The organism is Enterococcus sp. 3H8_DIV0648, assembly GCF_002140655.1.
Lineage (GTDB): Bacteria > Bacillota > Bacilli > Lactobacillales > Enterococcaceae > Enterococcus_A > Enterococcus_A hulanensis.
Map to the genome: position 1 here is coordinate 1,346,247 of NZ_NGLG01000001.1, position 12,362 is coordinate 1,358,608.

At 40.1% G+C, this 12,362-nt stretch carries 15 protein-coding genes and 1 other annotated feature; of the genes, 1 reads left to right on the plus strand and 14 read right to left on the minus strand.

The window, feature by feature from the left end:
* Positions 1-175: 175 nt before the first annotated feature.
* Positions 176-421, minus strand: a binding site (T-box leader).
* A gap of 130 nt (positions 422-551) precedes the next feature.
* From araD to ulaG, 7 genes are read right to left on the minus strand one after another with little or no spacing between them, the layout of a single operon-like run.
* Entirely contained in the window at positions 552-1,265 is a 714-nt protein-coding gene (araD, locus tag A5875_RS06145; protein WP_088932786.1) for an L-ribulose-5-phosphate 4-epimerase AraD, read from the minus strand.
* Positions 1,255-2,115: an L-ribulose-5-phosphate 3-epimerase gene (locus A5875_RS06150; RefSeq protein WP_088932787.1), complete on the minus strand. Its 861-nt coding sequence runs from the start codon at positions 2,113-2,115 to the stop codon at positions 1,255-1,257. Before A5875_RS06150 ends, araD begins: the two co-directional genes overlap by 11 nt.
* A gap of 1 nt (position 2,116) precedes the next feature.
* Positions 2,117-2,758, minus strand: a complete 642-nt coding sequence (locus tag A5875_RS06155; protein ID WP_088932788.1) for a 3-keto-L-gulonate-6-phosphate decarboxylase UlaD — start codon at positions 2,756-2,758, stop codon at positions 2,117-2,119.
* 14 nt (positions 2,759-2,772) lie between these two features.
* Positions 2,773-3,072 carry a PTS sugar transporter subunit IIB gene (locus tag A5875_RS06160; RefSeq protein ID WP_088932789.1) on the minus strand — a complete coding sequence of 100 codons (300 nt, stop codon included), beginning with the start codon at positions 3,070-3,072 and terminating at the stop codon, positions 2,773-2,775.
* Positions 3,073-3,108: 36 nt separating this feature from the next.
* The gene (locus A5875_RS06165; RefSeq protein WP_088932790.1) at positions 3,109-4,599 is read right to left on the minus strand and encodes a PTS ascorbate transporter subunit IIC; all 1,491 of its coding nucleotides are present in this window, start codon (positions 4,597-4,599) and stop codon (positions 3,109-3,111) included.
* An 11-nt stretch (positions 4,600-4,610) separates the two neighbouring features.
* Positions 4,611-5,069: a PTS sugar transporter subunit IIA gene (locus tag A5875_RS06170; protein ID WP_088932791.1), complete on the minus strand. Its 459-nt coding sequence runs from the start codon at positions 5,067-5,069 to the stop codon at positions 4,611-4,613.
* Positions 5,070-5,085: 16 nt separating this feature from the next.
* Complete coding sequence (gene ulaG, locus A5875_RS06175) at positions 5,086-6,153, minus strand: L-ascorbate 6-phosphate lactonase (protein ID WP_088932792.1); 1,068 nt, start codon at positions 6,151-6,153, stop codon at positions 5,086-5,088.
* A gap of 221 nt (positions 6,154-6,374) precedes the next feature.
* On the opposite strand from ulaG, the gene A5875_RS06180 reads away from it, so the two are divergent.
* Positions 6,375-7,139 (plus strand): DeoR/GlpR family DNA-binding transcription regulator, encoded by a 765-nt coding sequence (locus A5875_RS06180; protein ID WP_088932793.1) that lies wholly within the window; start codon positions 6,375-6,377, stop codon positions 7,137-7,139.
* A gap of 73 nt (positions 7,140-7,212) precedes the next feature.
* On the opposite strand, the gene A5875_RS06185 is transcribed toward A5875_RS06180, so the two are convergent.
* From A5875_RS06185 to A5875_RS06215, 7 genes are read right to left on the minus strand one after another with little or no spacing between them, the layout of a single operon-like run.
* The gene (locus tag A5875_RS06185) at positions 7,213-7,851 is read right to left on the minus strand and encodes a bifunctional 2-keto-4-hydroxyglutarate aldolase/2-keto-3-deoxy-6-phosphogluconate aldolase (protein ID WP_088932794.1); all 639 of its coding nucleotides are present in this window, start codon (positions 7,849-7,851) and stop codon (positions 7,213-7,215) included.
* Positions 7,852-7,860: 9 nt separating this feature from the next.
* Complete coding sequence (gene hxlB / locus A5875_RS06190; RefSeq protein ID WP_088932795.1) at positions 7,861-8,403, minus strand: 6-phospho-3-hexuloisomerase; 543 nt, start codon at positions 8,401-8,403, stop codon at positions 7,861-7,863.
* A complete protein-coding gene (locus A5875_RS06195) occupies positions 8,400-9,026 on the minus strand; it encodes an orotidine 5'-phosphate decarboxylase / HUMPS family protein (protein ID WP_088932796.1) in 627 nt (208 codons plus the stop codon). Before A5875_RS06195 ends, hxlB begins: the two co-directional genes overlap by 4 nt.
* Positions 9,023-9,985: a sugar kinase gene (locus A5875_RS06200; RefSeq protein ID WP_088932797.1), complete on the minus strand. Its 963-nt coding sequence runs from the start codon at positions 9,983-9,985 to the stop codon at positions 9,023-9,025. Before A5875_RS06200 ends, A5875_RS06195 begins: the two co-directional genes overlap by 4 nt.
* A 19-nt stretch (positions 9,986-10,004) precedes the next feature.
* A complete protein-coding gene (locus A5875_RS06205) occupies positions 10,005-11,276 on the minus strand; it encodes a gluconate:proton symporter (RefSeq protein ID WP_088932798.1) in 1,272 nt (423 codons plus the stop codon).
* Between the two features lie 13 nt (positions 11,277-11,289).
* Positions 11,290-11,535 carry a hypothetical protein gene (locus A5875_RS06210; RefSeq protein WP_088932799.1) on the minus strand — a complete coding sequence of 82 codons (246 nt, stop codon included), beginning with the start codon at positions 11,533-11,535 and terminating at the stop codon, positions 11,290-11,292.
* Positions 11,535-12,272, minus strand: coding sequence for a sugar phosphate isomerase/epimerase family protein (locus A5875_RS06215; RefSeq protein WP_088932800.1), 738 nt, complete (start codon positions 12,270-12,272; stop codon positions 11,535-11,537). The genes A5875_RS06210 and A5875_RS06215 overlap by 1 nt, the downstream gene beginning before the upstream one ends.
* Positions 12,273-12,362 lie beyond the last annotated feature (90 nt).

Consider the following 12,362-nt stretch of genomic DNA (forward strand, 5'->3'; position numbering starts at 1 on the left):
CATCGCATTGACCGCACCATCCTGTAATCCAAAATCCGTTTGTACCACTAAAAATCCTGCCATAAATCTTCCACCTTCCAATTGTTCTTTGAGATACTCTGTTTGGACCTTTCATTGGGATCGTCATCCCATATATTAAAAGCAGACACAAAAAATGCCCTCAGCAAAATAAATTGCTAAGGGCATTAGACATGCGTTACCACCTTTAATCGTAAAATCCTCACAGATTCTACCTCAATCAGTACCCAAAAAAATTTTTTTGGAGACCGTGCCTTGTTAACGGGGGCATCCGTATTTCCTTAAACATTCGGGAAATCCGCTCAAAAGCCATTTTCAAGTAACTCATCTGCACTCCCTCTCACCAAACGGGAACTCTCTTTAGCAAAGATACTTACTCTACTTTCTTTTTCATCGCGTTTCATCGATTGCTAATAAAATAGCAGAGAAGTTTTAACTTGTCAATGGCGAACAGGGGTTTACCACTTAAATAATCTTTTCCTATTTCTTATAGTCTATTTTATAGAAATCAAATTATTGAAACTGGACAATTTTTAGCCTTGTCCATAATAAGCATGCTCACCGTGTTTACGATAATAGTGTTTATCCAATAAATACTGCGGAATCTCACAGATGTCGGGATTGATTTGTTCATTTTCCTTTGCCATCAGACAAATTTCATCTAAAATCAGACTATTTTCCACTGCCTTCATTGGTGAATCCCCCCAAGTAAAAGGCCCGTGACCATAAACTAATACTCCCGGAACTTCATTTGCCTTTAACGATCTTTCCTTGAAGGTCTCAACAATCACATGTCCCGTATTAATTTCATACGCCTCCATGACCTCTGCTTCAGTCAATTGACGCGTACAGGGAATTTTCCCATAAAAAGCATCCGCATGAGTCGTTCCATAAGCTGGCAGATCACGTCCTGCCTGTGCCCACATCACCGAATTTGTTGAATGGGTGTGCACAATGGCATTCACTTGTTCAAATGCTTGGTATAAAACGACATGAGTCGACAAATCGGATGAAGGGTTCAGACTGTCTTCAGCTAATACTTTTCCAGTCAAATCTGTTACGACCATTTGGTCTGCCTGCATCGTTTCATAATTCACACCGCTGGGCTTGATTACGATAACACCCAGATCACGATTGATCTCGCTAACATTGCCCCAGGTCAGTTTGACTAAACCATATTGAGGCAGTTCTAAATTTGCTTCAAAGACTCGTTGTTTCATTGCTGCAATGATTTCTTCACGCGACATCGTAGCCTGCCTCCTCTAATTTTGAATATAGATAATTTTTTGCCTGCTGAATCTCTGATTGGAAATCTTGACTCTTTTCGCTCCACATTTCAATCAAAAAAGTCCCATCATAATCTAAGCGCTTTAGATTCCTCAAGAGTCCTAGAAAATCAACACAGCCTTTTCCAAAAGGCACATCTCTAAATTGTCCGCTAGATTCTTCTGTCACAGGATACGTATCCTTTAAATGGATCGAAGTGATGCAGTCGATGCCTTTTTCTAACTCCCTAGCTGGATCATTTTCCGGCCAAGCAGATAAATTCCCTAAGTCTGGATAGACTTGAAGATAAGGTGAATGAATTTGTTCTTTGATCTCTAGAAATTTTGAAATGGAATTCATGAAGGGATCATCCATAATTTCAATGGAAAGAATCACGCCATATTTCGATGCTTCCTTCACGCTTTCCTTCATGCCTTCGATAAAGTCCTCTCTGGAATTCATTGATTTTTCTTCATAATACACATCATAGCCGGCGACTTGGATCACTTTGATACTTAATTTGTGTGCCAATTGAATCGCTTTTCCCATGATTTCTTTCGCCGCTTTTTGTTTTTCCGGATCAGCAGAGCCAAAAGGAAACCGTCGATGACCGCTTAAACAAATAGAGTTGATCCGCACACCAGTGTCAAACATATCATCTCTCAACGCAGCGATCTTTGCTTCAGACCAATCCAAACGAGCTAACCGTTCATCCGTCTCATCAATCGACATTTCAATAAAATCAAAGCCCATTTCCTTTACTAGCGAAAATCGTTCTTTCCATGAAATATCTTTAGGTAATGCTTTTTCGTAAATTCCGATTTGAGCCATGCTACTGCCCCCAAATACGAATAATCTCATCTTTGAAATTTTGCGCAGCTTTGACTGGATCATCCGCTGCTGTAATTCCGCGACCTGTAATAAAGGTGTAAACATCGATCCCGGCAAATAATTTCAACGTATCGACATCCAAGCCGCCAGTCACCGAAACATTAAAGCCCATTTCAATCAACTTTTTAACTTTTGAGAGATCTTTTTCGCCCCAAGTTTCACCAGATAATAGCGCATCGCGGCTTTGATGATAAATGGCTTGTTTGATTCCGATCTTCCGCCAAGCCGCAGCCTGTTCATACGTCCAATCGCCGTAAAGCTCGACCTGTAATTCTTCCACTTCTTTTTTTGCTGCTTCCATCGTTGGAAGTGTCGCGCAGCAAATGACCGTCATAAAATCGGCTCCAGCATCCGCCACATTTTTCGCAACGGTTCCGCCGGCATCGGCACATTTCGTATCCGCGACTAATTTTTTCTCAGGATACATCCCGCGAATACAGCGGATTGCCTTTTGCCCTTCCTGCAAACACAGGATCGTTCCCACTTCAATAATATCAACGATAGCGCCTACCTTAAAAACATCGGCTAATGCAGACTCTAAATCATTGTGGTCTAATGCAATTTGTAAGTTCGGTCTACTCATCTTGAATTCCTCTTTTACTTAGTTTTTTGATACAATTCTGATTCTGCGAATTTCTCGCCGATTTCTTTAGCGGACATAACATTTTTGATTCCGATAACAGTTACGCCCTTTTTCTCAGCTTGGGTAAACATATTTAAGAAGTTAACTGGCGTAAAGACCACATCATATTGAGTCGCCGAACTTTTCCCTTCAGAGATCGCGCAATGATGAATTTTTGTGATTGGCACACTTAATTCCTTCATCGCTTTCTCAACACTTCTCATCATCATTAAGCTGGTACCTGATCCATTCGCGCAAGATACTAAAATTCTCATTATTATTTCCTCCTTAAAATTCCTAAAACTATTTTTTTAATTTTGTTCCTGATATTTCTCTGCATACTGTTCATAGTCATCAACGATCATAAAGTATCCATCTGGATTTTTCCGATATTGCAATTGCGGAATAATCAAAAGTCCGATAACAACGACAGCAATTCCGACATAACCTAAGACTTTCATAATAACTGTAAATACCGGCCAAGCAGTTGCCCAGTCAAACATCCCAATGTATCCGCCATATTTTGACATACCAATCCAAGTTGCGAATAACGCGGAGCCGCCAACCTGAATAAGTCCTGAAAGAAACGGGAAGAGACAAGCCGCCTTAAAGCCGCCGCGATTGTTAGCAAAAACAGCGATAACCGCATTGTCAAAGAACAACGGAATGAAACCAGCAATTACGATCGTCGGTGATTTTAGTAGAATCAATAAGCCGATCATTAAGAACTGACCCAAAGCCCCAAACAAGAAACCGACTGTTACAGCATTGGGTGATCCAAAACCAAAAGTAGCAGCCACATCGATCCCTGGTACCGCACCTGGTAAAATTGTATTTGAGATCCCTTGGAAAGACTGGGTCAACTCATCAACGAAGGTCCGAACACCTAATTGTAAAATAGCTAGATATACAGCAAAGTTCAACGAGGTGGTCATAATGTAAAATAGGAAACTTTGACCTTCCTGCATGAATTCTGCTTGAATCAAATAATCCTGACCTAAAACCAATAAGATGATTCCAAAGAAGAAGAGCATCAATAAAGAAGTAGCAACCATGTTTTCATTGAAGATCGACAAGAAACCTGGTAATTCCATATCCTCCAGCTTTTTATCCATCTTCTCAGATTTATTTTTCTTCTCATCACGTTTTTTCATCCATTCCGCTAACTTCGCGAAGATAAAGATCCCAAACATTTGTTGGTGAGCTACCGCAAAACCTGCCCCCTCTGTCAATTCTTGTGTAATTCCTACTGTTAAGTTAGAAGCAACTGCCCAGTAACAGCCAAGAATCAATCCCATAAAAATCAATACCTGGATTCTGCCTAAATCAGGGAAACAGAATAACAAGATCCAAAAGGCCGTAGCCGATTGTTGAATTTGTACATTACCCGTGGTGAAAACCGAACGTAATTTTGTGTATTTTTGGAAACGAACCAATAAAATATTCATAACAAAAGCGATCAATAGCAAAATCATGACATCCCCAAATGTCCGACCAAAGGTTTCCATCAACCCGGCATCCACTGCATTTTGTCCAAAATAAGGGTCAGTTACCATAGCATTCAAATTAAAGCGTTCCTTTAATCCCACTAAAATCGGACGGAAATTATTAACTAATCCTCCAGAACCTACAGACAAAATAAAGTAACCGACAGTTGCCTTTAAAAATCCCGCGACACATTCATAAAGCGGTCTTTTCAATAAAATGTAGCCTAGCAGTACAATAAATCCAATTAGGTATGCTGGTTGCGTCAAAATGTTCGTCGCAAAATATGTCCAAATACTTAACAAAAAGTCACCCATTACTTTTCCTCCTATAAGTTAAACTCCTGCATCACAGTTTGATAATCTTCAATTGATTTCGTAGCAACGAGACGTTCGATTAATCCTTCCGTCATCAATAATTCAGACAAATTTTGAATATTTTCCATGTGTTCTTCGGCATTTTTCGCCGCTAAAGTGAAGAATAATACCGCAGATTTTTCTTCATCCTCACTTTCAAATTGAATCGGCTGCTTCATTTTCGTAAATGAGATAGCTGTTCCAAAAACACCCTCACTATCTTCTGATGAATGCGGCATCGCCACTTCTGGAACAATCACAATATAAGGACCGTGTTCTTCCACACATCGAATGATTTCATCTACATAGTTTTGGTCGATGAATTTTTTATCCATTAATAATTGGCAGCTTTCCGCAATCGCCTCTCGCCAATCCGTGATCTCTTTGTCTGAATAGTTAATCAGATCATTGTCAAAAAAATATTTAAGCATGCTGTTGCTCCTTTCTTTATAGGAATGATGGGAATGGGGTGTCGTTTTCTACTGAAAAGGCATCTTCAAAACCACGATAGAAATTAAATTCAAGATCATCCTTGTTTGTTGGATAGGTGAATTTTCCGCCTACTTGCCAGATATAAGGTTTAAACTCATACTTCAAGCGGTCTTTTTTGAAATTCCAAATCTCAGTGATTTCCTTTGGATCTGCCATGAAATTCGCCCAGATGTCATAATGAACAGGGATCACTACCTTCGCGTTCAATGATTCAGCCATTCGCAGCATATCGACTGATGTCACTTTATCCGTGATTCCTCGTGGATTTTCGCCATAGGCTCCTAAACAAACGTCGATTTTATGTTCGTTACCGTGTTTAGCAAACATGTTTGAATAATGTGAATCGCCTGCATGATAAAGATTGCCGCCAGATGTTTCAAATAAATAGTTTACTGCGATTTGATTCATGTCTTGAGGCAATTTTCCTTTTAACGTTACTTCTGGATCTTCACAGGTTACTAAAGCTGTCCGATCGAAAGCTTCTAGTGCCACCACATTGATGTCTTTGATTTTGACCTCATCGCCTGGTTTGACGATAATTGTTTTTTCTTCCGGAATACCCCAATTCAACCAAGTGTTGACGACTTCTTTTGGTCCGACAAATTTAGCCTCAGGACAATTTTGATGAACGGCCGCCGCAGTATTGATATCTAAATGATCCGAGTGAATGTGGGTGACTACTAGCGCATCGACATTTTTTACTTCAAAAGGATCGATCACGAAGGGTTGAGTTCGTAAATTCGGCTGCATTTTTTGTACGCCGCTCATCCGCATCATTTGATGCCCTTTTTTCATCGTACCATCTCCATGACTGCGTTTGCCTGTTCCGCACCATAAATCACATAAGATATTCGTTCCTTCATGACTTTTTAACCAAATACCGGTACAACCTAGCCACCACATGGCAAAGGTGCCTTCTTGAACATCTTCTGATTCGATTTCTTCATTTAAGTAGGTGCCCCATTCAGGAAATGTATCCAACACCCAGCTTTCCTTCGATACTTCGTTAACGTGTTTACTCATTATAATTGCTCCTCACATGAATTTGATATGACTTACAATTAAATCTTAAAGCGTATCTGATGTTATGAAAACCCTTTTATATGACTTTCTACTTTTTATATGACTTTCTAGTCTATTTTAATGATTTTCTTAGTATAATATAGTCAAATAAAGAATTTTAAACGAACATCCTAGAAAGAAAATCATTTATTTGAACTTAGTGTCATATAGGAGGGTCTAACATGAAAAACTCGCTCGTCAATATTGACAAACGGCAAAAGGACATTTTGGAATTACTGCAGCAAACAGAACAAATGACCGCGCTTGAACTGGCAGAAGCTTTAGGCGTGTCGATTAGTACGATTCGAAGAGATTTGAATTTACTGGAAGAAAAAAACGATATTATTCGTAATTACGGTTACTGCTCCTATAATTACGACAATAAGACTAACTTCGATCAATCTGGACCAGAAAGAATTAAGCAGGCGATCGCTAGAGAAGCTAGTAAATATATTAGTGACTATGATACTTTGTTCATTAATTCCAGCTCGACGGCATTAAAAACACTAGATTTTATCCACTCGAATCATCTAACGGTCGTTACAAACAATGTAAAGGTCAATTACTCACCTCACAAGGATAATTGCAGTTATATCCTGACTGGCGGAGAAATGCGTTTTCCAAAGGAAGCCTTAGTTGGTGATATTGCCTTAAATACGATCTCTTCTATGAATGCAGATGTTTGTGTGATCGGCTGCAGCGGAGTCAGTGTCGAAAATGGTGTCACAACCAAAATCTTAAATGAGTCTACGATTAACGAAATGATGATCAATAAAACGATCAAATGTAAAATTCTAGTTGCCGATCATCGAAAAATTGGTTTGACCTCAAAATTCAAAATTGCCGATATTTCTGTTTTTGACTATCTGATCACTGACCAATTTTGTTCACAGCAAGTTTTGAATGAAATCAGAAATACCGGTGTAAAGGTTATCCAAATCGACTGACCAAAATTAAAGAGAGCAGAAACCACATTCTAAATAATAGAATCTAGTTTCTGCTCTCTTTATTCTTAACTAATCAATTGCCTTGCCAGGCTTCAACATATTCTTTCGCAGTTTTCGTGACCAACTCATAATCTTCCACTGCTACACCTTTGAATAAGTTTCCGCCGATACCAACCATGATCGCTCCAGCTTGTTTCCATTCGGTTAGATTATCTAAATTAATTCCGCCTGTCGGCATAATATTTACCTGCGGCAGTGGTGCTTTCGCTGCTTTGATTATTTGGGGAGAAAAATTATTAGCAGGAAAAAGCTTCACGACATCTGCCCCGCTTTTCATTGCCAGCTGCATTTCCGTGATCGTCATACATCCCGGCATATAGGGAACTTGATATAAATTACAAAGTTCAGCAGTCGTTTGATCGAAACAGGGGCTAACGATAAAATCTGCTCCTGCCATTATGGCTAGTCGAGCTGTAACGGAGTCCAATACTGTCCCTGCTCCGATTGCGATGGTTGAATCACTCCCGTATTGTTCCTTCAACTTTACAATAATCTGATCAGCATTTGGCACAGAAAAAGTCACTTCAATTCCTTTGATCCCGCCTTTGACAACGGCTTTTGCGGCTTTAAATGCACGTTCACCAGAAGCTTCTCTAACAACAGCTACTACACCTGCTTTTTCTAAACGCGTAAGAACATCAACTTTTTTCATTGAACCCACCTATTCCACATTCACATGTTCATGAAGGGCATCTTCATTTGAAGTTTGATCACGTTGTGCAAGTTTTAAGGTTAAAGCATCCAATGTGATGTGCACCGTTTGATCGAAAAGACTGGATAGAAGCTGAACGGATTTTATTCCGGCACCCGTCTTAGTCGCTCCCGGGACAACGATTACTTTATCCGCTAATTTAGCTAATGGTGAATCTTTATCACTGGTCAAAGCAATGATATCGAGTCCCATTTTTTTCGCGGCTTCCGTATCAGCTACGATCCCCTTTGTCGTACCTGAACCAGAAATAGCGACCCAGGTGTCTCCCTTTTGAATGGATGGTGTAATCGTTTCTCCCATTACATAATCCGTATAGCCGATATGCATCAGACGCATCGCAAACCCTTTCGCCTGAAATCCGCTGCGACCTGCACCGATCACAAAGATTCGTTTCTCTTTCTTAAATAGCGGCAAGGCTTGGTCCAATTCCTTTTCATCGACTAATTCCATGACTTGATTGATTTCCTGCATAATCGTTTTGATTGTTTTCATTTGTGAACAGCTCCCATAAATTCATTTACTGCTTTTAACGGATCATCTGCTTTTGCAATTTTTGATCCTACGATGACAACTTCAATAATTCCTTGTACTGCCAAAATCTGTGCCTGCTCCAAATCGATCCCGCCAGCAATTGCTAGTCGTTTGATTTCAGGGTATCTTTGACGAAACGCTTCAACACTTGCCGCTGCATCGAAATGGTCCTTGCGGTCAACTGAATGATGCAGTGCGTAAATCGCTTCTGGAAAATCTTTGATGCGCTCGATTTTTTCGGCCGAAACTTCTAGTAAATCAATCATCATCGTTTTGTTTTCTTTTTGTGCCACATCGTAGCAAGCGTGCAAAGTATCCACGGATGCTGCTCCCATCACAGTAACGATGTCGCCGCCGTGACGAAACGCTTGGTTGAATTCATAAGCACCTTCGTCAATGGTTTTACTATCGACTAATAAACGAGTCTGAGGTAAAACCTCTCTCAACTTTTCGATTGCTACGTTGCCATAATCCTTGACTAAGGAGGTGCCCATTTCTAAAATATCCGTCTTGCCGTCTAATTGCTTAGCCAGAGCAACTGCATCCTCTAACGAAACACGGTCAATTGCTGTTTGTAATCTCATGCTTCCACTTCCTGTTTTTGTAAAAATTCTTCTAATTCTCGCGGCGTCGGATAGCCGTCATTATCGCCAGGGGATTGGACCGCCATCGCACCGATCGCATTTGCACGAATAACAGCTTCCTTTAATGCTTTTCCTTCTATTAAAGCAGTGATCAATCCTACCGCAAATCCATCTCCGGCACCGACAGTATCCACGACTTCAGCAACTTTAAAGCCGGGAACAGTATAGCTCGAGCCGTCTTTTTGTTTTACGAAGGCCCCTTCAGTTCCCAGTTTTACGATCACTGTTTTAGTTGCTTCGCCATTGTTCAAATAGAAGTCGGCGATCGCTTCTGGATCACGACTGCCCATTAAAATTTCTCCTTCGTTGATTCCGGGCAACACAATTTCAGCATATGTGGCTAAGTCATTGATGGTCTCCACCATTTCTTCCTGACTAGCCCAAAGCTGTGGACGCAAGTTCGGATCAAACGTCGTCCGAATATGATTTCTTTCCAATAAACTGATCAAGTAACGAAAAGCTTTTTGTGCTTCTGGCGAAATCGCTGGAAAGATTCCAGACAGATGTGCCATTTTTACCTCTGAAAAATCAATTTTATCTAAAACAGACTGATCAAAATGTGCCGCTGCCGAACCTTTGCGGAAATAGAAAATACTAGGGTCACCTTTACTGACACGATCCTTTAATTGAAAGGCAGTCCAAAAATCAGCAGTCTCTGAAATATAATCTGTTCCGATTTTGTTCTCATGCAAACGATCAATAATAAATTCACCAAAAGGATCTTTTCCGACTTGCGTAATGTATTCACTGCTATGACCTAATCGTGAGACACCAACAGCTACATTGACTTCCGCTCCAGCCAGAAATTTTTGAAAATGGCAGGCATCCTTTAAAGACTTGTCGACCTCCTCTGATCCAAATAATGCAATAGGTTCTCCGATAGTTAAAAATTCACTCATGTTCATTTCCTCTTTTCTATTAAAGTAAGATATATGCAGCAATTAAATTCAAAACGGTAGCAGCCCAAGCCCATGGCATTCCCGTTAATAGGAATGTTTTTGTATCTAAGCCAGCATATTGTACTGACCACAAATTCCATGACTGAGTAATACATGCTGAGACACCCATCATAGAAGGAACTACTAACAAACCATATAAGAAGTACTGATCGAACATTCCTGTTCCTACCAAGATCGCCGCAGTCGCAGCACCTGCACCGTAGAGCATCAAAGGTCCGCGGAAATATGATAGCGGCGCAATAATGGCAACAATAATAATCAAGACAAGTTTGCTATTGGGAATGATGGCTTGGAAAACACTGGTAAAGCCTGACATAGCGTGAACCGCAGCTGATTGGAACATTGTCAAAACAAACAGCATAATCAACAATCCAGCAATATCACTAATTGCATGTTTAGCGGTTTCATTCATCATCGTGACGAACTTGCTGTAACGCTTCATGTTGCCTGTCGCAGCAAAAGCGATTATTGTTGATAATAAAAGAGCAGGTACGGCGTCCCATTTGGCAAAAATACTCAGTGCTACCGGTAAAACTGGCAATACATAAGTCCAAATTGGAACCTCAACAACTTCTGCTTCCATATCACTCTCAATAATTTCAGGTTTGCCATTGCGAATCTTCTTCGCGTTAAACAAGATGAAAAGAATCAAAATGACCATTTGGACACCCATTGCAACAAAACCAAAACGCTGGTAGTGTGGTCCCCACTCTACTTTAGGGAAGAACACTTGAAATTGAACAAACAGCACATTATTGACATACATCGCCGCACCAATCGCGATGGTAAAAATAGAAACGGCAATATTTTTGGGTACTCCGATCGAGAACATAATGGGGAAAAGAATTACCCCGACAGCGATGGCAGAACCAACACCATACGAACTAGTAAAAATTAAAGCGATTACAAGAGCGATTAAAATCGTTGCTAAAACCGGACTTTTCTTCCCGACTTTTTCTGTTCGGCGACTGATGCTTCCGGCAATCCCGGTATCCACTAACACTCGCCCGAACCAAGATCCAAAGATGATATATGAAGCCGTTTTTCCATAATTTAAAACCGGCTCAGTAAATATTTCCTTCACGGCTGTATTAAATGGAACCATTCCAATGATCGTCCATAAGATTGCCATTACGAAGAAGCCGACTGTTAAGTTCCCGCCCTTCATAGCATAAAGAACAAAAATGATAAAGGTTACAGCCAATAATATTCCTGTGATTGCGCTACCCATGCTTGTTCACCTCCTAATATTTATTTAGCTCGCTTAAAATACGTTGATATTTTGAAATTGGTTTGGCATGGTCTTCAACGAAAAAGTCATTCTCCAAATGATTAAATTTTTGAATCAAATAATAACCAGTTAGATAGGCCGCCAGCGCTTCCTTTGCGGCGCCCTCCATGTCCTCCTTATCGATTTCAGGCCGATGAATCGTTTCCATAAAATGATAAGCAAATTTTTCCGGATCAATTTTTGTTTGTTGTTCGGTCATTATTTTTCACCTTCCAATAATTCTTTCGCTTCTAAAATTTCAGCATTTGTCGTTGTCGGATATTCAATCGCAACAGGTAGATCTTGCGGCAAAATCTGTAAAACTTTGCGCCAATCGATCTCTCCATGATCCAATCCAGCAGCCTGCGGACTTTCGTCTTCATACCTAACATCCTTCACGTGGATGTAATGCACATAGTCCTTCAACAATTCAGCAGCCTCAACTTCATCCTCTCCGACAAAACGCCAGTTGCCGAGATCATAAACATAACCAATATCTATTCCAGCCTGCTTCACTGCTTTCATATAGGTAGCAATAGCATTGACTGTGCCAGATATTTGCGTCTGGTCATTTTCGATTGAAATTTCTACGCCTTGTTCAAGAAGCGTTTTCAATTGATTGCCATGAAGCTCCCCTTTAAAATCACCGATATTCCATTTAATGTGTTTGACACCCATTCGTTTTGCTTCAACTAAATATTGTTCTAACTTAGGATTGATTTCACCACTGATATACACTTCATCAGGAACGCTGTAAAACAATTGCATGCTCAAACGTTTTGCTTCTGATTCAATAACAGGCAGCTCTTCTTCGATATTTTTGAAGTACTCTCTTCTGATCTCAACCTGTGTAAATCCTAAATCAGCTATCTCTTGTAATAAATCAGCTTGCAACTCACCATTTGCCACTCGATCAGCAAAAACTAAGAAATTAAACACTAGTCTTTCATTCGTCATAATATCGCTTCCTTCCAATTAGTTAACCGGTTTCTATGCACATATAGTAAACCGGTTTCCAAACATTGTCAACGGTTACATTATTAAAAA